This is a genomic window from Paraburkholderia lacunae (assembly GCF_003353175.1).
Taxonomy (GTDB): Bacteria; Pseudomonadota; Gammaproteobacteria; order Burkholderiales; family Burkholderiaceae; genus Paraburkholderia; species Paraburkholderia lacunae.
This window is the reverse complement of the sequence record NZ_QHKS01000014.1, coordinates 80,033-103,622: the sequence shown is the minus strand read 5'-3', so window position 1 is coordinate 103,622 and position 23,590 is coordinate 80,033. Positions and strand designations below refer to the sequence as shown.

The window sequence follows — 23,590 nt, the reverse complement described above, 5'->3', positions numbered from 1 at the left end:
AACCCGGCCAACCGCGAGCTGTCAGCCGAACACCCGCTTCCACAGCGCCAGCACCGCCGCGCGCTCGCTTGCCACCGAAGCCGGATCGACTCGCGCCTTCTCCATCCCATCCAGACGCAGCCTGTGCTGCAACTTCCGGTAGGTTCGATACGCCGCGCCCACGGTCTCCGCTTCCGCCTCGCTCATCAAGCCGAAACGCGACACCTCGCGCAGCAACGCGATATTGCCGGTATTGCGGATCAGTTCCGGATCGCTCGCCGCGTGCAACAGCACCCAGTACTGCACGGTGAATTCGATATCGACCATCCCGCCGCGGTCGTGCTTCAGGTCGAAGAGCGCCGTATGGTTCGGATGTCCGGCCTCGACGCGCTCGCGCATCTCGACGATTTCCGCCGCCAGCGGCGCGGCCTCGCGCGGCGTGGTGAGCACCTGTTCGCGGATTGCTTCGAATTGCGCACCGATGCCGGCGTCGCCCGCGCAATAGCGCGCCCGGCTCAATGCCTGATGCTCCCAGACCCACGCGGTGTTGGCGGCATCGCCTTCGCGCAGCTGATAACGGCGAAACGCGTCCAGATCGGTGACAAGCAAGCCCGACTCACCGTTCGGCCGCAGCCGCAAGTCGACGTCGAACAGGGTGCCGGCGCCGGTCGCGGTCGTCAGCCAGGTGATCAGGCGGCGCGTGTAGGTTGCGTAGACGTCCGCAGCGGCATCGTCGGAATCGTCGTAGAGGAAGATCAGGTCGAGGTCGGACGCGTAGCCCAGTTCCTTGCCGCCCAGCTTGCCGTAGGCGATCACGGCGAAGCGCGGCACCTCGCGATGGCGTTTGGGCAACTGCTTCCAGACGGCTTCGAGCGTCACGTCGAGCACGGCGTCGGCGAGTTCGGACAGGCGGTCGCTCACGTGTTCGACACTCAGCTTGCCGGCCAGATCGATGAGCAGGATGCGGAACACCTCGGCCTGGTGCGCATGGCGCAGCAAGTCCATCTGCTGTTCGACGCCGTCGGCGGCGGCCAGACGCAGGCGCAGCGTGCGCTTGAACTCGCGCCAATCGAACGGACTGGCGATCGCCTCATCGTCGAGCAGTTCGTCCAGCAATTGCGGGTGGCGAATCAGATAGCCGGCCGCCCAGCGCGAACCGCCCAGCACCGACAGCACCCGATGCAGCGCCTGCGGATATTCGGTCAGCAACGCCAGGTACGCGCCGCGCCGACTCACCGCTTCGAGCAGATCGAAAAAGCGCGCCACCGTGTCGCCGCGCCGCTCGGCTGGCTCCAGCGTACGCGCGGCTTCCAGCGCACGCAGCGCAACGATGTCGAAACGCTGCCGGCTGCGCTCGGCCAACCCCGCGTAACGCGACGACTGCCACACCGCGCGCAGCCGCGCCAGCAGATCGCCCGGTTCGGCCACGCCCAGTTCCGTCAGACGGGCCCGCAAAGCTTCGTCTGCGCTGTCGTCGGCGAGCGCGCTGCTCCAGACCCACGCTGCCGCGCCGTCCTCAGGCGCGCCGCAACCGTCGCGGCCGCTCACCTTGTCGGCGAAAATCTGGTCGAACTGCCGTTCGACAAACTCGCGGTGGGCGTCGAGCTTCGCCATCAGCGCCGCGTAGTCGTCGCAACCCATCGCATGCGCGAGCGCCGCGCGTTCTTCGGGATCGACCGGCATCGCGTGGGTCTGCGCGTCGTTGCGGTATTGCAGGCGATGTTCGAGCTCGCGCAAGAAGCGGTAAGCCTGCGAAAGCTTCACGCACACCGCCGTGTCGATCAGCCCGTGAGTTGCGGCGTGCCGCAGCACCGCGAGCGTCGGCCGTACGCGAAAACCGGCATCCTGGCCGCCGCGGATCAGCTGGAACACCTGGGCGCTGAATTCGATTTCGCGGATGCCGCCGCGGCCCAGCTTGATGTCGTCGGCCTTGTCGGGCCGCATCGACGCGCGGCGCTGCGCTTCCTGGCGAATCTGCAAATGCAGCGCGCGAATCGCGCTGATCACGCCGAAGTCGAGGTAGCGGCGATAGACGAACGGCGTGACGATCGTGTCGAGCTGCTTCTGCATGCGCTGCGCGGCATCGCTCGCGCCCTCGGACACGAGCCGCCCCTTGATCCACGCATAGCGCTCCCATTCGCGGCCCTGCACGTAGAAATACTCTTCGAGCATGCCGATGCTGCACACCAGCGGCCCCGAATCGCCATTCGGCCGCAGTCGCATATCGACACGAAACACGTAGCCGTCGGCGGTCACTTCCGCCAAAGCGCCGATCAGGCGCTTGCCGAGGCGCGTAAAAAAGTCCTGCACGGCGATTGGCGAACGCTGGCCACCCGCCGTCTCGCCGTCTTCCTCATAGATGAAGATCAGGTCGATATCCGACGACACGTTCAGCTCACGCCCGCCCAGCTTGCCCATCCCGACCACGCCCAAAGCGAGCCGCTCGCCTTGCGGTCCGCGCGGCGCGCCGTACAGCACCTCGAGTTCGGCGGACAGGACCGCCAGCGCGCGCTGGATCGTCGTCTCGGCCAGGTCCGTCATTGCGCCGGTGACTTCGGCGACATCCGCCTCGCCGGCGAGGTCGCGCTCCATCACGGCGCAAAACACCTCGGTTCGCAACTGGCGCAAGGCCCGTTTGAGTGCATCCTCACTCAATGCGCCACCGGCCGCCTCCGCCGCCTCGGCGCACAGCAGATCGAAACGCGCGTCGATGCGCTCACGGCTGAGCGGCGCGGACGCGAGCGCTGCCACATGCGCCACGAGTTGCGGACGGGCCGCCGCGGCGCGGGCCGCGTAGTGTGAATAGCTGGAACTCAGGAGAGTGGCGTCAGTCATCAAGGGTCTGGCTCGCTCGTTGCTTTATATGAGTTGTTCAGTTCGCTGCGGAACAGCGGTCCGCCGGCCTCGCGCAAGCCGCAAGACGGCATGCAGACAGGGTTTGCCGGAAGTCCGCCGACACTATGCCGTGTGTTACATTTCGTCGTTAATTCGCAAAACTACCATACGCCCACCCGCCGCAGCATGTCCGAGCGAAACGAATCAGCCGACCCGCACGAAACCGGCCAGGTCCGGCCCGCGAGCGGAAGCGCGCACGTCTTGCTGCATCGGACGTCCCATGTGGTGCTGGCGCTCGCACTCGCCCTCTACTTCATCGCGGCGGCTCTGTTTCTCGGTTTGCGGTACGTGCTGCTGCCGCGCATCGATTCGTTCCGGCCGCAGATCGAAGCCACCGTCTCCGACAAGCTGCACACGCAATTCACCATCGGCAAGCTGGCGCCGCATTGGAGCGGCTTTCAGCCGGGCCTCGACGCCACCGATATCGTCATCCGCGATCACGAAGGCAAGGCCGCGCTGACCATTCCACACGCTACCGCGACGGTGTCGTGGAAGTCGCTCTGGCAGTTTCATCCGGCGCTCTCCAGCCTGATCGTCGATCAGCCCGACGTGCTGGTGTCGCGCGCGAGCGACGGCGTGCTTTCGGTGGCCGGCGTGCCGGTGCCGACCCAGCACAGCGGCAACGACACATTGTCCACCTGGCTATTGCGCCAGCAGGCAATCGTGCTGCGCGGCGGCGTCCTGCGCTGGCGCGATGCGCAACACGATGCGCCGGAGCTCGCGCTGCACGACATTCGCCTCGCGATTCTCAACGACGGCTACGATCACCGGCTCGCGCTGCAGGCGCCCGCCGAAGGCCAGGTCCTGCACGGCCCGCTCGATTTCCGCGCGCATTTCAAACACGCGCGGCTCTCGGCGATCGGCAAGCCGGTCAACTGGACCGGCCAGGTCTACGTCTCGACCGGCCCGGTCGATCTGCCGACGCTCGCGCGCTACGTCAATTTCCCGATCGAGACGTTTGCAGGCCGCATCGACAATGCGATCTGGGTCGACTTCGCCAATGGCCGCATGAAGTCGGCAGGCGGCCAGCTTGCCGGCACAGAGGTCGCGATGCGGGTGCGCCCTACCCAGCCCAAGCTGGTCGTGCCGATCGCCAATTTCTCATGGCGCCTCGAAGCCGACCAGGGCGATTACCGGCTGCAACTGAGCGATTTACACGCCGAACTCGGCCAGCCGGCGCTCGACGATGGCACGCCGCTCACCCGCACCCTCGCGCTAACGACGCTGAACGGCCGCTACCGCACAGCCACGCTGCAGCATGGGCAACTTGTCAGCGTCAGCGGCGACCGCGCCGATCTGGGCATCCTCGCCGAATTCAGCCGCGCGCTGCCGTTGCCGACGCGCCTCCTGAACGGCCTCGTGCGCTTCAATCCACGCGGAATGGTCGCGAACTACGTGATCGAGGTCGAGCGCGGCAAACCGGAGTCCGGCGAAGCGGGCAGCGACCACCGGCCGAGCGGCGCCGAGCCGATCGAGCGCTATCGCTTCAAGGGCGATCTGAAAGGCATCAGCGTCGCCGCGCAGGAACCGCCGCCCGGGCTGACGGCGCGCAATCACCCGCGCGCCGGCATACCGGGCATCGAAAACCTGTGGGGCCACGTCGATGCCGACGAAAACCACGGCTCGGCGCTTCTCGACACGTCGAACCTCGCGCTCACGCTGCCAGGCGTATTCGACGATCCGCGCCTGAAGCTCGACCACCTGCATGGCCGCGCCGACTGGACCATCACGCCGAAAGCGCCAGGGGAGAACCACCCGGCGTTCGCCGTGAAAGTGGCCGACTTCGGGGTCTCCAACGCGGACGTCGCGGCCACCGCCACGGCCAGTTACAGCAATCCCGGCCATGGTCGCGGCTCGCTCGATCTGAAAGCGGACTTCCAGCGCGCGCAGGTGACGCGCATCGTCCGCTATCTGCCGACCAGCATCAGCGAGAAACTGCGCATCTATCTGGGCCACGGGCTGCAAGCCGGCATGTCGCACGGCGCGACCATCGAAGTGCACGGCGACCTGACCCAATTCCCCTATTCGCGCGAGCCGACCGCGGGGCTGTTCCATATCGTCGCGCCGTTCAAGGGCGGCAAGTTCGACCCCTCGCCGTACCCGCCGCGCAAGATGAAGAACGGCACGCCGAACGTGTGGCCGCCGCTGGACGGCATCGACGGCGTGTTCGAGCTCAAGCAGAACGTGCTGCGTTTCGATATCGGCCGCGCGCATTACAAGCGCGTCGCGCTGACCAGGGTGAGCGGCAAGATCGACGATCTCGGCACCAGGGCATCGAACCTCGTCATCGACGGCGACGGGCGCGGGCCGCTCGCCGACATGCTCGACTACGTCAACGAAAGCTCGCTCGGCATCATGTCCAAACATGCGACCGGGAAGGTGCACGCCGAAGGACCCGCCGCGCTGGCGCTCAAGCTGACGGTGCCGCGCACGCCGAAACCGCATATCGCCGTGGAAGGCGCGGTCGGCTTTCAGAACGACCGCCTGACGGTCGAGAACGTGCCGCCGCTGTCGCAACTGAACGGCAAGGTGCGCTTCACCGAGCACACCGCGCAGACCGACCGGCTCTCCGGCCAGTTCATGGGCGGCGACGTGCACGCGAAAGGTGGATTGAAGCAGGACGGCACGTATGCGCTCGATGTCGGCGGCCATATCGCCGTCGACGCGGCCCGCGGTCTCAATCTGCATGGCCCGGCCGAGCAGGTCCTCACGCGCATGAGCGGCAGCGCGCCCTACGCGCTCAACGTGCGCGGTGCGCGGGGCCGGCTGCCGGAAGTCACGGCGAACTCCGACCTGAGCGGCCTCGCGCTCGACTTCCCCGCCCCGTTCAACAAGCCGGTCGGCACGCCGATGCCGCTGCGCTTCGCCGTCAGCCCTGCGGCCACGGCGAGCGAATCCGGCCTGGAACGCGCCGACCTGACCTTCGGGCCGATCGCCGCCACCTACCTGCTGCGCTACCGGCCAAACACGCCGCCGACCGTCGTGCTGGGCGCGGTCGGCGTGAACCGCCCTGCCGAGTTGCCGTCCGAAGGTGTGATCGCCGCCGTCGACGTCGAAGCGTTCGACGCCGACGCCTGGCGCGCGCTCGTCGCGCAGATGCGCAGTAAGGAGGCGCCCGCCGCCGCGCCGAACAGGACCGTCGCGCAATTCCTGCCGAGCCGCTTCGCGCTGCACATCGGCACGCTGACGCTGCTCAAGCGCCACTGGGACAGCGTGATCGTCGGCGCGTCGCATGCCGAAGGCAAATGGCAGGCCAATATCGCGTCGAATCAGGTGTCCGGTCACGTTTCCTGGCTGCCGGGCGCCAGCAAGGAATCGCCGGGCACGCTGCAGGCGCGCTTCGCCCGCGTGGTGATTCCCTCGGCCACGGACAAGGATCTGCTTGGCCAGGCGATGTCGGCGCCGGCGCAGAACATGCCGTCGATCGATCTGGTGGTCAACGAACTGATCGTGCGCGATCACAATATCGGCCGCCTCGAGGTCGACGCGCACAATTTCGACGAAGACGGCGTGCCGGTCTGGCAACTCGACAAACTCGCCGTCAGCAACCCCGCCGCCACGCTGACCGCCACGGCCAACTGGCGCACCTCGACGGGCCTGGGCAATACCGCCGACGAAGCGACGCCGCGCCGTACCGTGTTCGATTTCAAACTCGACATCAAGGACGCCGGCGCGCTGCTCGAGCGCTTCGGCCAGCCGCGCACGCTCAAGGCCGGCAGCGGCACGCTGTCGGGCAAGATGGTGTGGCGCGGCGGCCCGACCGCAATCGACTATCCGACGCTCAACGGCAATCTGGCCGTCGATCTGCGCCATGGGCAGATTCTCAAGGTCGATCCGGGCGTCGCCAAGCTGCTGGGGGTGCTGAGCCTGCAAAGCCTCGCGCGCTTCGCCACGCTGAATTTCCGCGACGTGATCGGCGAGGGGCTGCCGTTCGAACACGTCACGGGCACCGGCCAGATCCATAACGGCATCGGCCGCACCGAGAACTTCGAGGTGCTCACGGCACCGGCGCGCGCCGAAATGAAGGGTTCGGTCGATCTGGCACAGGAAACCCAGGACCTGCACGTGGCGATCGTGCCGACCGTCAGCGCGGGCGCCGCGGTGATCGCCGCGACCGTGATCAATCCGCTGCTCGGTCTGGGCGCGCTGGTGGCCGATCTGGCGTTCAGCAAGTCGGTCTCCACGGCGTTTGCGCGCGAGTATGCGATCACCGGTTCGTGGTCGAAACCGCACATCGAGCGGGTGAAGAGCGATCGCGGTAAGATGGACGCTCCGGCTTCGGCCGTGGAAGCGCACTGAGCCCTGTTTCACCAGATTGACGAATAGAGCGCGGTGCCGCGCCAGCGGCCCCAGCCAGCCTTGATCGACGTACGCGGCGCGAGCGGTTGACGCCGCCGCCTTTGCCGGGAGTTGTTCGAAACGCTCATGAGCGAAACACACGTCTCTTCAACCTCGTCTTCCGCGGCGTCCAGCGGATCCCCCGAAAGCGTATTTCGCGTCGCCGCGCTGCAAATGGTCAGCACGCCGGATCGGGAGCGCAATCTGGCCGAAGCGGAACGGCTGATCGCCGAAGCCGCCGCTGACGGCGCGCAACTCGTCCTGCTGCCTGAATACTTCTGCTTCATGGGCTTCAAGGACACAGACAAGCTCGCCGTGCGCGAGCCCTACCAGGACGGACCGATCCAGCGCTTTCTCGCCGATGCCGCGCGCCGCCACAAGGTCTGGGTGATCGGCGGCACACTGCCGCTGATGGCGCCGGAGGCCTCGCGCGTGCTGAACACTACGCTGGTGTTCGACCCGCAAGGCACCGAGGCCGCGCGCTACGACAAGATCCATCTGTTCAACTTCGAAAAGGGCGACGAATCGTTCGACGAGGCACGCACCATCTGCCCCGGCGGCGAAGTCCGCACCTTCGAGGCGCCGTTCGGACGCGTTGGTCTGTCGGTCTGCTACGATCTGCGCTTTCCGGAGCTGTACCGGCGCATGGGCGACTGCGCGCTGATCGTGGTGCCGTCGGCGTTCACCTACACCACCGGCCGCGCGCATTGGGACATGCTGCTGCGCGCCCGGGCGGTCGAAAACCAGTGCTACGTGCTGGCCGCCGCGCAAGGCGGCAAACATGAGAACGGCCGCCGGACATGGGGCCACAGCATGCTGATCGACCCGTGGGGCGAGATCGTCGCGGTGCGCGACGAAGGCGCCGGCGTGGTAGCCGGCAATCTCGAGCGCGCGCGCATCGACGAGGTACGACAGAGCCTGCCCGCCTGGCGTCATCGCGTGCTGAGTTGACCGATCCAATTTAAAACCCGACATTGAAACTGCGGCGCCTCCCACTCATATAGTGACCGTGGCGCTAACCGAATCCTTCGTATCGAGCAGAACATACTTCGCATGAATATCATCGAACCCGGTATCCGTAATCTCGCCACCGCCAAGGACATCCTCCTGACGCCCTATGGTCTCGACGAATCCCTGCTCACCCGCACGCTCGCCGAAATCTTCACGCACAAGATCGATTACGCCGACCTGTATTTCCAGGCGACGCGCAGCGAAGCGTGGAGTCTCGAAGAAGGCATCGTGAAGTCGGGCAGCTTCAGCATCGATCAGGGCGTCGGTGTACGCGCCGTGTCGGGCGACCGCACGGCTTTCGCGTATTCGGACGACCTGTCGCCCGAAGCGATCCGTCAGGCGGCCATCGCCACCCGCGCGATCGCCAAGGCTGGCGGCGGCAAGCAGAAGGTCAAGGTGGCGTCGTCGCTGACCGGCATCGCCGGGCGTGACCTGTACCTGCCGTCCGATCCGCTGCATTCGCTCGACGCCACCGCCAAAGTGAAGCTGCTCGAGCGCATCGAACAGATGGCGCGCGGCCGCGACCCACGCATCCAGCAAGTGATGGCAGGCCTCGCCGGGGAATACGACGTGGTGCTGGTGGCGCGCAGCGACGGCGGCTTTGCGGCCGACATCCGGCCGCTGGTGCGCGTGTCGGTGACGGTGATCGCCGAACAGAACGGCCGCCGCGAAATCGGCAGCGGCGGCGGCGGTGGCCGTTTCGACTACGGCTACTTCACCGACGAAGTGTTGTCGCGCTACGTCGACGACGCAGTGCATGCGGCACTGGTCAATCTCGACGCCCGTCCGGCTCCGGCAGGCGCGATGACCGTCGTGCTCGGCCCGGGCTGGCCCGGCGTGCTGCTGCACGAAGCGATCGGCCACGGTCTGGAAGGCGACTTCAACCGCAAGGGTTCGTCGGCATTTGCTGGACGCATCGGCGAGCGGGTCGCTGCCAAGGGCGTCACCGTGGTCGACGACGGTACGCTGCCGAACCGGCGCGGCTCGCTCAATATCGACGACGAAGGCAACCCGACTCAGTGCACGACGCTGATCGAAGACGGCATCCTGAAGGGCTACATCCAGGACACGCTGAACGCGCGTCTGATGAAGATGCCGGTTACGGGCAATGCGCGCCGCGAGTCGTACGCCGCGCTGCCGATGCCGCGCATGACCAACACGTACATGCTCAACGGCGACAAAGACCCGCAGGAAATCATCGCGTCCGTGAAGAACGGTTTGTACGCGGTGAACTTCGGTGGCGGCCAGGTCGACATCACGAACGGCAAGTTCGTGTTCTCGGCTTCCGAGGCTTACATGATCGAAAACGGCAAGGTCACCTACCCGGTCAAGGGCGCGACGCTGATCGGCAGCGGCCCGGAATCGCTCAAATACGTCAGCATGATCGGCAACGACATGAAGCTGGATTCGGGCGTGGGCGTGTGCGGCAAGGAAGGGCAGAGCGTGCCGGTGGGCGTCGGCCAGCCAACGCTGCGGATCGACCGGATGACGGTTGGCGGCACGGCCTGATTTTCAGGTTCACGCATACTTCGCGCACATTTCGCACGAAGTATGCGGATTTCCCGCATTTTTACACCACTCGGGTTGCCAGCCGAGCCTATGCGGGTTATAAAGTCATTCACCCTTTTTGACCAACGACCTCATTTCGCCATGTCCGCCAAGTTTTACTTTTACTTTTTTTGGTATCTCAGACCGCTGGCGGATCGAGAGGGGTGTTAGTGCACGCAGGACACCAGGAATTCCCGAAAAACCGCCAGCTAGCCTGGCGGTTTTTTTTCGCCTCACGCTTTCGAAATTTGCCTTTGAAATTTTATTGATTGTCGTCCGCTCTGGCATCGCTGCCTCATCGCAGCCTTCGTTGCCTGCGCGAACACGCTAAGAACCGATTCAGGAGAACAACCATGCCCCCGCACAACACCGACGATGTCCGCATCCGCGAATTGAAAGAACTCACGCCGCCTGCCCACCTGATCCGCGAATTCGCCTGCGACGAAACGGTGTCCGACGTGATCTACAACTCGCGCACGGCGATGCATCGCATCCTGCACGGCATGGAAGACCGTCTGATCGTCGTCATCGGACCGTGCTCGATCCACGACACGAAGGCAGCCATGGAATACGCCGGGCGCCTCGTCGAACAGCGCAAGCGCTTTGCCGGCGAACTCGAAGTCGTGATGCGCGTGTACTTCGAAAAGCCGCGCACCACTGTCGGCTGGAAGGGGCTCATCAACGACCCGCACATGGACAACAGCTTCAAGATCAATGACGGCCTGCGCACCGCGCGCGAGCTGCTCTTGCGCATCAACGAACTCGGGCTGCCGGCCGGCACCGAATACCTCGACATGATCAGCCCGCAGTACATTGCCGACCTGATCTCGTGGGGCGCGATCGGCGCGCGCACCACAGAGTCGCAAGTACATCGTGAACTCGCTTCGGGGCTGTCGTGCCCGGTCGGCTTCAAGAACGGCACGGACGGCAACGTCAAGATCGCGGTCGACGCGATCAAGGCGGCGTCGCAGCCGCATCATTTCCTGTCGGTCACCAAGGGCGGCCACTCGGCGATCGTCTCGACCGCCGGCAATGAGGATTGCCACATTATCCTGCGCGGCGGCAAGACGCCGAACTACGATGCGGATAGCGTGAACGCCGCTTGCGCCGACATCGGCAAGGCCGGTCTCGCTGCGCGTCTGATGATAGACGCGAGCCACGCGAACAGCTCGAAGAAGCACGAAAATCAGATTCCGGTGTGCGCGGATATCGGCCGCCAGATTGCGTCGGGTGACGAACGGATTGTCGGCGTAATGGTGGAATCGCATCTGGTCGCGGGCCGCCAGGATCTGCAGGAAGGCTGCGCGCTGACGTACGGCCAGAGCATCACCGATGCGTGCATCGGCTGGGACGAAAGCGTCGCCGTACTGGAAGGTCTCGCCGAAGCGGTCAAGCAACGGCGCGTGGCGCGCGGCAGCGGCAACTAGGCGTCCTGTGTCATGGCTGTGATGGGTTCATCGAAAACCCGGCTCACTGAGCCGGCTTTAATGAGATGGTCAGCCTGACCGAAACGGCCCAATCGGCTTACGCTGATTGGGCCGTTTTGTTAGCCGAACGGACTAATGGTGCTTCGTGAACCGCCTCGGCACCGTAACAACTCATCGCCGGGTCGAATGCAGCTTGACCTGGCTGGGTGTTGCGTATAAGGTTTTGTACACGAAAGGCGGCTATGGAACAGGACAAAGGAATTCGCTGGATGGGCTCCAGCTATCGCGATTTACTGGATTTTCCCGAAGAGCCGCGCCGTCAGGCCGGGTTTCAACTTGGCAAGATTCAGGCTGGTCTGGACCCTGACGACTGGAAGCCGTTTGACACGATCGGCGCCGGCACGCGCGAGATTCGCATCAAGGAAGCGGATGGTATTTATCCTGTGATGTACGTGACAAAGTTCGTGGAAGCGTTGTACGTATTGCACTGCTTTCAGAAAAAGACACAGAAGCTGGGGCCGTACGACAGGAACATTGCCGAAACGCGGTATCGCGCCATAGTCAACCATAGGAAAACTTAGCAAATGACGATCGACACAAAAATCCGTCACGTGACGAAGCCCGGTGCGAACCTGTTCCTCGAACTCGGCTTTTCCGCTGAAGAAGCCAAGCGCTTGCACGCTGCGTCGCAAAAGCAGATCAACGACACGCGGTTGCTCAAAGAACAGTTGATGACCGAGCTGTCCAACTGGATCGAGCAGCATCACCTCAAGCAGGCCGAGGCAGCTGAAATTCTGATGGTGTCGCGCCCGCGCGTGTCCGACGTGGTCAACAAGAAGACCACCAAATTCACCATCGACACCTTGGTCGAAATCATGAGCCGAATCGGCAAGCCGGTGACACTGGCGGTCGGTTAAGGCGCATGGCGCACGCTCGAAGCGCGCTTCTCCATGCGCCTCCCCGCTTTATTGCACCGCGCCTGAACCGAACACTTCGGTGTGAATCCGCGCCGCGTCCACACCGAGCGCGGCCAGCGCGTCGCACTGCGCGCGCATGAACGGCACCGGTCCGCAGATGTAGTAATCCGCATCGGGCACGATCACCTTGTCGGCGATTTTCGCCACGTCGAGGCGGCCTTCGAAGTCGTAGTCGATGCCGGCACGATCGCTCGCTTCAATGGTTTCGTAGAACACCGCACGCGTGACATTCGGATGCGCCGCAACCTTGTCGTTCAGCCACTGCCGGAACGCGTGCACGCGGCCATTGCGGCACGCATGCACGAAGGTCACGCTGCGGCCACTCTGGTCGGCGAGCAACGTGGACAGCATCGAGGTCATCGGCGTCACGCCCACGCCGCCGCTCATCAGCACCACCGGCGTGGTTTTCTCGCGGTCGAGCGTGAAGTCGCCCATCGGCGCGCTGACATGCACCACCGCGCCCACTTCCACACCGTCGTGCAGCAGATTGGACACGTGACCCGGCGCCGTGTCTTCGCGGCCAGCTTCGCGCTTCACCGAGATACGCAGCCATTTACCGTTCGGCGCATCCGACAGACTGTATTGCCGCGGCTGATCGACGCCAAGTACATCCACGAAGCGCTTCACGCTCAGATATTGGCCCGGCTCGAAGCCGCAAGCGGGCGAGCCGTCGGCGGGAGTCAGATAGAACGACGTGATTTCATCGCTCTCCACCTCCTTACGTGCGACCTTGAACGGCCGGAAGCCGCTCCACGCAGCGCCTTCATAAAGCTTCGCCTCCGCGCCGACGAAAATGCCGGCGAGTTGCCCGTACGCGGCTTCCCATGCGCCGAGCGTCTCCTGATCGACCGCGTCGCCCAACACATCGACAATTGCGCCCAGCAGATGACGCCCAACGATCGGATATTGCTCCGGCCGGATATTCAGGCTCACGTGCTTATGGGCGATTCGCGACACAGTCGGGCCCAACGCGCCGAGATTGTCGATATTGGCCGCATACGCGTACACCGCCTTCGCCAGCGTTTCCGGCTGGCTGCCACTCTTCTGGTGGGTCTGGTTGAACACGTTCTTCAACTCGGGATGGTGCGCGAACATGCGCTTGTAGAAATGCCTGGTGATGGTCGTGCCATGCTCGGCAAGAACGGGAACAGTGGCTTTGACGCGGGCAATCTGGTCGGCTGTGAGAGCGGTCATGGGTACTTCTCCTTAAAGATGCACTTACAATACCTTTTTAAGGAGATAATTTGACCCGGACAGATTGTCACAGTCTCGAAGGTGGATGCCGGAAGCCGCTAGCCGGCGCCGCGCTCGTGCTGCCACAGCACATCGCTGCCGCCGTCCGCACGATTGAGCACGCGCGCCAGCACGAACAACAGGTCGGACAGCCGGTTCACATACTGGCGCGGCGCGGCGTTGATCACCTCCGCCTCGCCCAGTGCGACGATCGCGCGCTCGGCGCGGCGGCACACCGTGCGGCATACATGCGCGAGCGCCGCCGCGCGCGAGCCGCCCGGCAGGATGAACTCCTTCAGTGGCGGCAAAGTGGCGTTGTAGTCGGCGAGCCAGTCATCGAGTTGGCCGAGCTGTTTGTCGGTAATCATCGCGTGGCCGGGAATGCAAAGTTCGCCGCCGAGGTCGAACAGGTCGTGCTGAATCGCGACCAGCGCCGCCCGCACCTCGTCGGGCAGTGTTTCGCACAGCAACACACCGAGGTTCGAATTGAGTTCGTCGACGTCGCCGATCGCGGCGATGCGCGCATCGTCCTTACGCACGCGGCGGCCGTCGCCGAGACCGGTGGTGCCGTCGTCGCCCGTTCGGGTGGCGATCTTGCTCAAGCGGTTGCCCATGATGTCTCCCATCCAGTTCAATGACGATGCGTCCATGCAAGACGCCTCGCTAACTACCGCGTTACCACCGCGCTAACCACCGCGCTAACCACCGCGTTTATCCATATTGCGCGCATCGTGAAGTCGCCGCCATTATAGGATCGGCAGCCGGCCTCGACGCCGGCCCACGGGCGATCGGCGTAAAATGAAGCAAAAGCTGCACCACAGGTCTGCCCCAATATCTGGAGACATGCGTGAATCATCCCGTGCCACCGGCTCCGCTACGCCGGCCGTTTCCCGCCGAGTTGCTGGCCGGGCTCAAAGCTGTTTTTGCCGAGCGTGTGTCGACCGCTGAGGCAGTGCGAGCCCATCACGGCCGCGACGAATCGCCGTTCGATCCCCAACTGCCCGACGCCGTCGTGTTCGTCCGCAATACCGAAGACGTGCAAACCGTCGTCCGGCTGTGCGGCCAGTACGACGTACCGATCATTCCCTACGGCAACGGCTCGTCGCTCGAGGGTCATCTGCTGGCGGTGCAGGGCGGCGTATCGATCGATCTGTCGGCAATGAACCGCGTGCTGTCGATCAATGCGGAAGACCTCACGGTCACCGTCGAGCCCGGCATCTCGCGCAAGCAACTGAACGAAGCGCTGCGCGACACGGGCCTGTTTTTCCCGATCGATCCGGGCGCGGACGCGAGCATCGGCGGCATGTCGGCCACGCGTGCCTCGGGCACCAACGCCGTGCGCTACGGCACGATGCGCGAGAACGTGCTCGGCTTGACCGTGGTGCTGGCCGACGGCCGCGTGATCAAAACCGGCACGCGGGCGCGCAAGTCGTCGGCGGGCTATGACCTCACGCGCCTGTTCGTCGGTTCGGAAGGCACGCTCGGCGTGATCACGGAAATCACCGTACGCCTCTATCCGCAGCCGGAAGCGGTTTCGGCGGCGATATGCACATTTCCGTCGATGGGCGATGCGGTGCGCGCGGTCATCGAAACGATCCAGATCGGCGTGCCGATTGCACGCGTCGAGTTCGTCGACTCGCTCGCGATCCGCTCGATCAATCGTCATTCGAATCTGACGCTGCGCGAGGCGCCCACGCTCTTCTTCGAATTCCACGGCACCGAAGCCGGTGTGAAGGAACAAGCCGAACTCGTGCAGGAGATCGCTGCGCAGAATGCCGGTGAAGGTTTCGAATGGGCGACCCGGCCGGAAGACCGCAGCCGCCTGTGGAACGCGCGCCACAGCGCTTATTTCGCGATGCTGCAGCTGAAGCCAGGCTGCCGCGCCGTCACCACGGACGTCTGTGTGCCGATCTCGCGCCTCGCGGAATGCGTAGTGGAAACGGAACAGGATCTGAAGGCATCGCCGCTGCCCTGCCCGATCGTCGGCCATGTCGGCGACGGCAACTTCCACGTCGCGATCCTGATCGACCCGGACAAGCCGGAAGAACTCGTCGAAGCCGAGCGTCTGAACGAGCGCATCGTCCAGCGCGCGCTGCGCATGGACGGCACCTGCACCGGCGAACACGGCGTCGGCTTGCACAAGATGAACTTCCTGCTCGAAGAACACGGGGAAGTCGCCGTCGATACGATGCGCTCGATCAAGCACGCGCTCGATCCGCGCAATCTGATGAACCCGGGCAAGATTTTTTCGTGGGCCGCTTGAGGTTTCGTCGACGCGTGGCTAGCGCGGCCAAAGCGCCGTAGCCGTAGCCGCCGCTGAATTCAGGCGGAACGAAGGGTGACAAGCACGAGGAGACCAGTTACATGAACGCACCCGCTGAACTGACGGCCGAAGTTCTCGCCCAGCGCCAGCGCGAAGTCGTGCAGGCGCTGATGGCTGTGCTGCCGACCCACTGTCTGCTGTATCGCGAAGAAGACACCGTGGCCTACGAGTGCGACGGCCTCGCCGCCTATCGGCGGCTACCGCTCGCTGTCGCCTTGCCGGAGACGGAATCGCAGGTGCAGCGCATCGTGCAGATCTGCCACCGGCTCGACGTGCCGATCGTGCCGCGCGGCGCGGGCACCGGCCTGTCGGGCGGCGCAATGCCGATCCGTCACGGCGTGGTGGTATCGCTCGCACGCTTCCGGAAGATCGTCGAAGTCGATTCATACGCTCGTACCGCCACGGTGCAGCCGGGCGTGCGCAATCTGTCAATTTCCGAAGCTGCCGCGCCATACGGCTTGTATTACGCGCCCGACCCGTCGTCGCAGATTGCCTGCACGATCGGTGGCAATGTATCGGAGAATTCAGGCGGCGTGCACTGCCTCAAGTACGGCCTTACCGTGCACAACGTGTTGCGCGTGCGCGCGGTGACCATGGAAGGCGAAATCGTCGAGTTCGGCTCGCTTGCGCCCGACGCGCCGGGGCTCGATCTGCTCGCTGTATTGATCGGCAGCGAAGGGATGTTCGCGATCGTCACCGAAGTCACCGTCAAGCTGATCCCCAAGCCGCAGACCGCACAGGTCATCATGGCCAGTTTCGACGACGTCGTGAAGGGCGGCGATGCGGTTGCCAGCATCATCGCGGCGGGCATCATTCCGGCCGGCCTCGAGATGATGGACAAGCCGGCCACGCGCGCCGTGGAAGAATTCGTCAACGCGGGCTACGATCTCGACGCGGCGGCGATCCTGCTGTGCGAATCGGACGGCACGGCCGAAGAAGTCGCCGACGAAATCGTGCGCATGACCGCCGTGCTGCGCGAACATGGCGCGACCCGCATCCAGATTTCGCGCTCGGAAAACGAGCGCTTGCGCTTCTGGTCGGGACGCAAGAACGCCTTTCCGGCCGCCGGCCGCATTTCACCCGATTACTACTGCATGGACGGCACGGTGCCGCGCCGCAGCATCGGCCCCTTGCTGGCGCGCATCGAAGTCATGGAACAGAAATACGGCCTGCGCTGTATCAACGTGTTCCACGCCGGCGACGGCAACATGCATCCGCTGATTCTCTTCAACGGCAACGATCTCGACGAATGGCACCGGGCCGAAGAGTTCGGTTGCGACATTCTCGAAACATGCGTCGAACTGGGCGGCACGGTGACGGGCGAGCACGGTGTCGGCATCGAAAAGATCAACTCGATGTGCGTGCAGTTCTCCCCGGAAGAGCACGACGCGTTTCACGCGGTCAAACGCGCCTTCGACCCGCCCGGCTTGCTGAATCCGGATAAGGGCATTCCGACGCGCGCGCGTTGCGCCGAGTACGGCAAGATGCACGTGCGCGGCGGCCTGCTGCCGCATCCGGAACTGCCGCGGTTCTAAGCCGGTTCTAAGCCGGCTCTAAGCCTTTGCGCCGCGCCGACGCATCGCGACATCGCGCGCGTCGGCGGCGCTTCGAGAGCCTCACCCGGATTACCCGATGCGGGTCCGCTCCGGGTTGCCAGCGAGCCCCCGCCCGGTACAATCAAGCGAAATACAACGAAGCGGGACACCATGGAAGAGGACGACATCGTCGCCATTTGGTCCGAACGCGTGCGTTCGGCCAGCGCCGAAGGGCGCACGTTGCGCGTCCGTGGCGGCGGCACCAAAGACTGGTACGGCCAGACGCTGGAAGGTGACATCCTCGACACGCGCGCTTATCGCGGCATCATCGCCTACGATCCGGCCGAACTCGTCATTACCGCGCGCGCGGGCACGCCTTTGCTGGAAATCGAGGCGGCGCTCGCCGAACATCATCAGATGCTCGCCTTCGAGCCGCCGCACTTCGGCTTGCAGGCCACCTTCGGCGGCTGCATCGCGGCGGGCATCGCCGGCCCGCGCCGCCCGGCCGCCGGCGCCGCGCGCGACTTCGTGCTCGGCGCGGTGATCATGAACGGCGACGGGAAAACGCTGCATTTCGGCGGCCAGGTGGTGAAGAACGTCGCCGGTTATGACGTGTCCCGCTTGATGGCCGGCTCGCTCGGTACCTTGGGATTGATCCTCGAACTGTCCATCAAAGTGCTGCCGCTGCCGCAGGCGGAAGCCACGCTCAAATTCGACATGAACGGCACCGACGCGGTCCGCAAGCTCAACGAATGGGGCGGCCGGCCATTGCCGATCACCGCGAGCGCATGGCGTCACGGCACGCTGGCCGTGCGGCTGGCCGGCGCGGAAGCTGCGGTCAAGGCGGCGCGCACCGCGCTCGGCGGAGAGGTGGTCGATGCGGTCGAAGCCGAGCGCTTCTGGGCCGGCTTGCGCGAACAGACCGACCCGTTCTTTTCCGCGATCGCCCCGAAGGCGGCGCTGTGGCGCCTCGCGCTGCCGTCCATCACGGAGCCGCTGCAACTGCCCGGCGCACAACTGATGGAATGGGGCGGCGGCCAGCGCTGGTGGATCACCGACACCGACGCGCAAACCGTGCGCATTAGCGCCAAGCAGGCCGGCGGTCATGCGACCATCTTTCGCACTGGTCATGGCTACGATCGCGGCGCCGGTGTGTTCACGCCGCTGCCCGCCCCGCTGATGAAGATCCATCGCGGTCTGAAAGCCGCCTTCGACCCCGCCCGCATTTTCAATCGCGGCCGGCTCTACCCCGACTTCTGAGCGACGCGATGCAAACCAACCTCGCGGACTTCATTCGCAATACGCCCGACGGCGACGAAGCCGACGCCATCCTGCGCAAGTGCGTGCATTGCGGCTTCTGCACGGCCACTTGCCCGACCTATCAACTGCTCGGCGACGAACTCGACGGCCCACGCGGGCGCATCTATCTGATCAAGCAGATGGTCGAGGGCGCGGACGTCACGCGCAGCACCCAGCTCCACCTGGACCGCTGCCTGACCTGCCGCAATTGCGAGACCACCTGCCCATCCGGCGTGCAATACGGCCGGCTGGTCGAGATTGGCCGCAAGATCACCGAACAGAAGGTCACGCGCCCGTTTGGTCAGCGGCTGGTGCGCCGGCTGCTCGCGAGCTTCGTGCCGAACAGCGCGCTGTTCACGCCGGCCATGCGCCTCGGCCAGCACGTCCGCCCCCTGCTGCCGAAGAAGCTGCGCGACAAGGTGCCGGCACGGCAGCGTCCGCTCGAATGGCCGGGCGCGAAGCATCAGCGCAAGATGCTGATGCTCGCCGGCTGCGTGCAACCGTCGATGATGCCCAACGTCAACATCGCGACCGCGCGCGTACTCGACGCGCTCGGCGTCGAAACGCTGGTGGCGCCCGAGGCCGGCTGCTGCGGCGCGATCCGTCTGCATCTGGGCTACAACGACGAAGCGCTCGACGACCTGCGCGCCAACATCGACGCGTGGTGGCCGTACATCGAAGAGGGTGTGGAAGCGATCGTGATGAACGCGTCCGGGTGCGGCGCGACGGTCAAGGAATACGCGCACCTGCTGCGCAACGATCCGGCGTATGCGCAGAAGGCTCGCCGCGTCGTCGAATTGACACGCGATATTTCGGAGATCCTGCTGGAATTCGAAGAGACGCTTGTCGCCGTCACGCGCCGCCGGTCGATTCATACCGTCGCATTCCATCCGCCTTGCACGTTGCAGCATGGTCAGCAGCTGCGCGGCAAGGTCGAACATCTGCTCGCGGCGCTCGGCATCGAAGTGCGCCTGCCCGCCGACAGTCACCTGTGTTGCGGCTCAGCCGGCAGCTATTCGCTGACGCAGCCGAAGCTCTCGTACGCGCTGCGCGACCAGAAGCTCGAACGGCTGCACGCGCAGGAGCCGCAGGTCATCCTGTCGGCGAACGTCGGCTGCATTGCGCATCTGCAAAGCGGCACGTCCACGCCGGTCGCGCACTGGATCGAACTGGTGGAACATATGCTGTCGGCCTGAAGCGCGTGCCGGCGGCATGTGGCTCGCGGCATGCCGCAGCCGCCGCCTTTTCGTGTCACTCCCGCGACGCTCCCAGCCGCAGTGCAGCCCGGCGCAGCGCGGCGACGTCCGTATAATCCGGTAAATCGTCTTTCGCTGGACTCCCGGCTTCGTTCCATGCCCGATCTGATTCACAACCTCGAAGCGGTGCGGCAGCGCATCGCCCTCGCCGCGCAAGGCGCCGCACGCGACCCGCGTTCGATTGCCTTGCTCGCGGTCTCGAAGACATTTCCCGCCGATGACGTGCGCGCCGCCTACGCGGCCGGCCAACGCGCGTTCGGCGAGAACTACGTGCAGGAAGCGATCGCCAAGATCGAGGCGCTGGCCGATCTGCGAGCGTCGATAGAATGGCATTTCATCGGACCATTGCAATCGAACAAGACGCGGCCGGTCGCCGAGCATTTCGACTGGGTGCATTCGGTCGACCGGCTGAAGATCGCGCGGCGTCTGGCGGAACAACGCCCGGACAACCTGCCGCCGCTGAACGTGTGCCTGCAGGTGAACATCAGCGGCGAGGCGTCGAAGAGCGGCGTCAGCATCCCCGAGGCCGCGCAGGTCGCACAGGAAATCGCCGCGCTGCCGAAGTTGCGCTTGCGCGGCCTGATGGCGATTCCCGAACCGGCCGGCGGTATCGATGAACAACGCGTACCGCATCGGCAATTGCGCGAACTGTTCGAGCGCCTGTGCGCAGACGGACTCGAACTCGATACGCTCTCGATGGGCATGTCGAGCGACCTCGAAGCCGCCGTGCTGGAAGGTGCGACGATCGTGCGCGTCGGCACCGCTATATTCGGCGCGCGAGATTACTCTAACTGACCCTTGCGGGCTCTTTGGCCCCCCTCACGGGACCTCTCTCGGATCATCATGAAAATTGCTTTTATCGGCGGCGGCAACATGGCGGCCGCATTGATCGGCGGCCTCATCAAACGCGGCGTCGCGCCCTCTGACCTCTACGCGATCGACCCCAACGACGACGCGCGCAAGCGCAACGAACAGCAATTCGGCATTCGCACGGCGGCCGCCGCGGACGCCGCGCTCGCCTCCTACGACGCCGTCGTGCTGGCGGTGAAACCGCAGATTCTGAAGAGCGTCGCGCAAAGCCTCGCAGCGCACCTGAACGCGTCGCAACTGGCGATCAGCATTGTTGCGGGTATTCGCATGGACGACCTGTCGCGCTGGCTGAACGGCCACACTCGCATCGTGCGCGTGATGCCGAATACGCCGGCGCTGATCGGCATGGGCGTCGCGGGCCTGAGCGCGACCGCCAGCGTCGATGAAGCGGGCCGCGCGCTCGCCTCGCAGGTGCTCGGCGCGGTCGGCCAAACCGTCTGGTTCGACGATGAAGCAAAGATCGACGCCGTCACCGCGATCTCCGGCAGCGGCCCCGCCTACGTGTTCTATTTCATCGAAGCACTGCAGGAAGCCGCGCGCCAGCTCGGCATGAACGAAGCGCAAGGCCGCGCGCTGGCCGTCGCGACCTTCACCGGCGCGGCGCAACTCGCGGCGAATTCCGACGAGCCGCCGAGCCTGTTGCGTGAACGCGTGACGTCCAAGGGCGGCACCACCGCTGCGGCGCTGACGTCGTTCGACGCAAGCGGCATCAAGGATGCGATCGTGCGCGGCGTGCTCGCCGCAGACGCGCGCGCCAAGGAAATGGGCGACGAGTTCGGCAAACAGTAAGCGTTTCGGCGCAGTCGGCAGTCGGCAGTCGGCTGTCGGCTGTCGGCTGTCGGCAATCAGCTGACAGCAGTCCACGGTCAGGCGATCCGCCGAAGGACGCCGTGCCCTGGTTCAGACCGGGGCGGCGTCCGCAGCGCAAACACATGCGCAATGGCGTCCATCCAATCGACGCGCAGAAAAACTAGAACGAAGCCGCCGCGTAATGCGCGGCAATACCCGCGAACAACGCGCCGCCGAGCCAGTTGTTATGGCGGAATGCCGCGAAACACGGCATGCGCTCGCGGTTGCGGATCAGCGTGTAGTGATAGATGGCGCAACCCGCCGCCGCCGCCCATCCCAGCCAGTACAGCACGCCGAAACCGAGCATCACGCCGATGCCGACGTAAATGCCCAGCGTGAGCGCATAGCAGAGCATGATCGCGGCCACGTCGAAGCGGCCGAAGGTCAGCGCGGACGTGCGGATGCCGATCTTGATGTCGTCGTCGCGATCGACCATTGCGTATTCGGTGTCGTACGCGACCGACCAGAACACGTTCGCCAGCAGCATCACCCATGCGAGCAGCGGCACGTGGTCCTGAACTGCCGCGAACGCCATCGGAATACCGAAGCCGAACGCGATGCCGAGGTAGGCCTGCGGAATCGCAAAGAAGCGCTTGGTAAACGGATACGAGCCGGCGACGAACAGCGCCGCCACCGACAACTCCTTTGTCAGCGTGTTGAGCGGCAGAATCAGCAGAAACGCCAGCAGCGACAAACCGGCCGCCAGCGCGACCGCTTCCCACGCCTTGATCTTGCCCGACGTGATCGGACGGTTTTCGGTGCGCTTCACATAGCGATCGAAATCGCGATCCGCGTAATCGTTGATCGCGCAGCCCGCCGAGCGCATCAGCACCGTACCCACCGTGAAGATCAGCAGCAGCGGCCATGAAGGATGGCCGTCCGACGCAATCCACAGCGCATTGAGCGTGGGCCACAGCAGCAGCAGGCTGCCGATCGGCTTGTCCATGCGCACGAGGCGCAGATACAGGGGAAGTCGGGCGAACATGTGCGGACTCGGTGAAGTGCGGGCGATGCCGCTATTTTACGGGATGCGTGCGGCATGCCGCGTCCGGGCGGACAAGGCCGGACGCGCCGCGCAATCCGGTGCCGCAAAAAGCAAAGCCTCCCGCGAAGAGAGGCTTTTTTGTTTCGGTTCAACGCCAACGCCAATATCAACGCCAATGCGTCGCGCTGAGCCCGGGCGAAACGCCCAGGATGCTCAAGCCAGCATCGAGCGCAGCATCCACGCGGTCTTTTCGTGCGTCTGCATGCGTTGCGTGAGCAGGTCGGCCGTGGGCTCGTCGTTAGCGGCTTCTGTCGACGGGAAGATCGCGCGGGCGGTACGCACCACGGCTTCCTGACCTTCCACCAGTTGGCGGATCATGTCTTCCGCAGCCGGCACGCCGTCCGCTTCAGGAATCGACGAGAGTTTCGCGAATTCCTTGTAGCTGCCCGGTGCATGCACGCCCAGCGCGCGGATACGTTCCGCGATCGAATCGACCGCCAGCGCGAGCTCGTTGTACTGCGCTTCGAACATCAGATGCAGCGTGTTGAACATCGGACCCGTCACGTTCCAGTGAAAGTTATGGGTCTTCAGGTACAGCGTGTAGGTGTCGGCGAGCAGGCGCGACAAACCTTCTGCAATCTTCTTGCGATCCTTGTCGCTGATCCCGATGTTGACGTGCTGTACAGCTTCTTTCTTGGCCATGATGACTCCATTGAAGAGTGATACGAACCGGTCGGCAGATCGACGGATTGCGGATGAGCAAGCCGGAAACCTTGGAACGCCCGACAGTTTATCTTAGATGCGACTGCTGCTTGTGTGACGCAAAGTCACTGGCGCAGCGTGCACGCTGCGCTTATGTCATCTGCCGAGCGCGTGTTGCAGCGCTTGCGCGACAATCACCGCCAATCCGCTCGTGACGATCGCGAACCCCACCGCGCGGCGCAACATCGCTGCTTGCTGCTGGTGTTGTGCGCGGCGTGCGGCCACTGTGCCGCCAATGGTGGACATCATCGTCTGGATCATGATCGTGCTCCCTCGATTCGTATCAAAACCGGCAGGGCGCCG

18 protein-coding genes are annotated in these 23,590 nt (G+C 64.7%); 12 read left to right on the top strand and 6 right to left on the bottom strand.

Features of this window, described 5'->3' with window-relative positions; translation table 11 throughout:
* Positions 1 to 21: 21 nt before the first annotated feature.
* The gene (gene glnE, locus DLM46_RS21990; RefSeq protein ID WP_115103791.1) at positions 22 to 2,814 is read right to left on the bottom strand and encodes a bifunctional [glutamate--ammonia ligase]-adenylyl-L-tyrosine phosphorylase/[glutamate--ammonia-ligase] adenylyltransferase; all 2,793 of its coding nucleotides are present in this window, start codon (positions 2,812 to 2,814) and stop codon (positions 22 to 24) included.
* A 186-nt stretch (positions 2,815 to 3,000) separates the two neighbouring features.
* Here glnE and DLM46_RS21985 point away from each other — a divergent pair, with 186 nt between their 5' ends.
* The 6 genes from DLM46_RS21985 to DLM46_RS21955 all read left to right on the top strand — a co-directional run bounded on the left by DLM46_RS21985 (position 3,001) and on the right by DLM46_RS21955 (position 12,115).
* Positions 3,001 to 7,173, top strand: coding sequence for a YhdP family phospholipid transporter (locus tag DLM46_RS21985; RefSeq protein ID WP_244306322.1), 4,173 nt, complete (start codon positions 3,001 to 3,003; stop codon positions 7,171 to 7,173).
* A 126-nt stretch (positions 7,174 to 7,299) separates the two neighbouring features.
* Complete coding sequence (locus tag DLM46_RS21980) at positions 7,300 to 8,163, top strand: carbon-nitrogen hydrolase family protein (RefSeq protein WP_115103937.1); 864 nt, start codon at positions 7,300 to 7,302, stop codon at positions 8,161 to 8,163.
* A 102-nt stretch (positions 8,164 to 8,265) separates the two neighbouring features.
* Entirely contained in the window at positions 8,266 to 9,732 is a 1,467-nt protein-coding gene (tldD, locus tag DLM46_RS21975; protein ID WP_115103790.1) for a metalloprotease TldD, read from the top strand.
* A gap of 392 nt (positions 9,733 to 10,124) precedes the next feature.
* On the top strand, positions 10,125 to 11,198 hold the full coding sequence (gene aroG, locus DLM46_RS21965) for a 3-deoxy-7-phosphoheptulonate synthase AroG (RefSeq protein WP_115103789.1): 1,074 nt from the start codon (positions 10,125 to 10,127) through the stop codon (positions 11,196 to 11,198).
* A gap of 242 nt (positions 11,199 to 11,440) precedes the next feature.
* On the top strand, positions 11,441 to 11,779 hold the full coding sequence (locus tag DLM46_RS21960; RefSeq protein ID WP_115103788.1) for a type II toxin-antitoxin system RelE/ParE family toxin: 339 nt from the start codon (positions 11,441 to 11,443) through the stop codon (positions 11,777 to 11,779).
* 3 nt (positions 11,780 to 11,782) lie between these two features.
* A complete protein-coding gene (locus DLM46_RS21955; RefSeq protein ID WP_115103787.1) occupies positions 11,783 to 12,115 on the top strand; it encodes a helix-turn-helix domain-containing protein in 333 nt (110 codons plus the stop codon).
* 48 nt (positions 12,116 to 12,163) lie between these two features.
* On the opposite strand, the gene hmpA is transcribed toward DLM46_RS21955, so the two are convergent.
* Both hmpA and DLM46_RS21945 read right to left on the bottom strand, forming a co-directional pair.
* Positions 12,164 to 13,369, bottom strand: coding sequence for an NO-inducible flavohemoprotein (gene hmpA / locus DLM46_RS21950; protein ID WP_115103786.1), 1,206 nt, complete (start codon positions 13,367 to 13,369; stop codon positions 12,164 to 12,166).
* A gap of 98 nt (positions 13,370 to 13,467) precedes the next feature.
* Positions 13,468 to 14,022 carry a cob(I)yrinic acid a,c-diamide adenosyltransferase gene (locus DLM46_RS21945; RefSeq protein WP_115103785.1) on the bottom strand — a complete coding sequence of 185 codons (555 nt, stop codon included), beginning with the start codon at positions 14,020 to 14,022 and terminating at the stop codon, positions 13,468 to 13,470.
* A gap of 233 nt (positions 14,023 to 14,255) precedes the next feature.
* Here DLM46_RS21945 and DLM46_RS21940 point away from each other — a divergent pair, with 233 nt between their 5' ends.
* The 6 genes from DLM46_RS21940 to proC all read left to right on the top strand — a co-directional run bounded on the left by DLM46_RS21940 (position 14,256) and on the right by proC (position 21,480).
* Positions 14,256 to 15,671, top strand: coding sequence for an FAD-linked oxidase C-terminal domain-containing protein (locus DLM46_RS21940; protein WP_115103784.1), 1,416 nt, complete (start codon positions 14,256 to 14,258; stop codon positions 15,669 to 15,671).
* A gap of 101 nt (positions 15,672 to 15,772) precedes the next feature.
* Positions 15,773 to 17,266, top strand: coding sequence for an FAD-linked oxidase C-terminal domain-containing protein (locus tag DLM46_RS21935; protein ID WP_115103783.1), 1,494 nt, complete (start codon positions 15,773 to 15,775; stop codon positions 17,264 to 17,266).
* A 171-nt stretch (positions 17,267 to 17,437) separates the two neighbouring features.
* Positions 17,438 to 18,526: a glycolate oxidase subunit GlcE gene (gene glcE, locus DLM46_RS21930; RefSeq protein ID WP_115103782.1), complete on the top strand. Its 1,089-nt coding sequence runs from the start codon at positions 17,438 to 17,440 to the stop codon at positions 18,524 to 18,526.
* 8 nt (positions 18,527 to 18,534) lie between these two features.
* Entirely contained in the window at positions 18,535 to 19,761 is a 1,227-nt protein-coding gene (gene glcF, locus DLM46_RS21925) for a glycolate oxidase subunit GlcF (protein WP_115103781.1), read from the top strand.
* Positions 19,762 to 19,917: 156 nt separating this feature from the next.
* Complete coding sequence (locus DLM46_RS21920) at positions 19,918 to 20,616, top strand: YggS family pyridoxal phosphate-dependent enzyme (protein ID WP_115103780.1); 699 nt, start codon at positions 19,918 to 19,920, stop codon at positions 20,614 to 20,616.
* Between the two features lie 48 nt (positions 20,617 to 20,664).
* Positions 20,665 to 21,480 carry a pyrroline-5-carboxylate reductase gene (proC, locus tag DLM46_RS21915; protein WP_115103779.1) on the top strand — a complete coding sequence of 272 codons (816 nt, stop codon included), beginning with the start codon at positions 20,665 to 20,667 and terminating at the stop codon, positions 21,478 to 21,480.
* A gap of 181 nt (positions 21,481 to 21,661) precedes the next feature.
* Here the strand turns inward: proC and ubiA are convergent, their stop codons facing one another.
* The 3 genes from ubiA to DLM46_RS39545 form a co-directional block, all read right to left on the bottom strand.
* Positions 21,662 to 22,525, bottom strand: coding sequence for a 4-hydroxybenzoate octaprenyltransferase (gene ubiA / locus DLM46_RS21910; protein ID WP_115103778.1), 864 nt, complete (start codon positions 22,523 to 22,525; stop codon positions 21,662 to 21,664).
* 213 nt (positions 22,526 to 22,738) lie between these two features.
* A complete protein-coding gene (locus DLM46_RS21905; protein WP_115103777.1) occupies positions 22,739 to 23,227 on the bottom strand; it encodes a Dps family protein in 489 nt (162 codons plus the stop codon).
* A 156-nt stretch (positions 23,228 to 23,383) separates the two neighbouring features.
* A complete protein-coding gene (locus tag DLM46_RS39545; RefSeq protein ID WP_165848037.1) occupies positions 23,384 to 23,548 on the bottom strand; it encodes a hypothetical protein in 165 nt (54 codons plus the stop codon).
* Between the last annotated feature and the right edge of the window lie 42 nt (positions 23,549 to 23,590).

Bases quoted from the DNA above. Each gene is read 5' to 3' on its own strand.
- glnE (WP_115103791.1), bottom strand. From the start codon at position 2,814: ATGACTGACGCCACTCTCCTGAGTTCCAGCTATTCACACTACGCGGCC.
- DLM46_RS21985 (WP_244306322.1), top strand. From the start codon at position 3,001: ATGTCCGAGCGAAACGAATCAGCCGACCCGCACGAAACCGGCCAGGTC.
- DLM46_RS21980 (WP_115103937.1), top strand. From the start codon at position 7,300: ATGAGCGAAACACACGTCTCTTCAACCTCGTCTTCCGCGGCGTCCAGC.
- tldD (WP_115103790.1), top strand. From the start codon at position 8,266: ATGAATATCATCGAACCCGGTATCCGTAATCTCGCCACCGCCAAGGAC.
- aroG (WP_115103789.1), top strand. From the start codon at position 10,125: ATGCCCCCGCACAACACCGACGATGTCCGCATCCGCGAATTGAAAGAA.
- DLM46_RS21960 (WP_115103788.1), top strand. From the start codon at position 11,441: ATGGAACAGGACAAAGGAATTCGCTGGATGGGCTCCAGCTATCGCGAT.
- DLM46_RS21955 (WP_115103787.1), top strand. From the start codon at position 11,783: ATGACGATCGACACAAAAATCCGTCACGTGACGAAGCCCGGTGCGAAC.
- hmpA (WP_115103786.1), bottom strand. From the start codon at position 13,369: ATGACCGCTCTCACAGCCGACCAGATTGCCCGCGTCAAAGCCACTGTT.
- DLM46_RS21945 (WP_115103785.1), bottom strand. From the start codon at position 14,022: ATGGGCAACCGCTTGAGCAAGATCGCCACCCGAACGGGCGACGACGGC.
- DLM46_RS21935 (WP_115103783.1), top strand. From the start codon at position 15,773: ATGAACGCACCCGCTGAACTGACGGCCGAAGTTCTCGCCCAGCGCCAG.
- glcE (WP_115103782.1), top strand. From the start codon at position 17,438: ATGGAAGAGGACGACATCGTCGCCATTTGGTCCGAACGCGTGCGTTCG.
- glcF (WP_115103781.1), top strand. From the start codon at position 18,535: ATGCAAACCAACCTCGCGGACTTCATTCGCAATACGCCCGACGGCGAC.
- DLM46_RS21920 (WP_115103780.1), top strand. From the start codon at position 19,918: ATGCCCGATCTGATTCACAACCTCGAAGCGGTGCGGCAGCGCATCGCC.
- proC (WP_115103779.1), top strand. From the start codon at position 20,665: ATGAAAATTGCTTTTATCGGCGGCGGCAACATGGCGGCCGCATTGATC.
- ubiA (WP_115103778.1), bottom strand. From the start codon at position 22,525: ATGTTCGCCCGACTTCCCCTGTATCTGCGCCTCGTGCGCATGGACAAG.
- DLM46_RS21905 (WP_115103777.1), bottom strand. From the start codon at position 23,227: ATGGCCAAGAAAGAAGCTGTACAGCACGTCAACATCGGGATCAGCGAC.
- DLM46_RS39545 (WP_165848037.1), bottom strand. From the start codon at position 23,548: ATGATCCAGACGATGATGTCCACCATTGGCGGCACAGTGGCCGCACGC.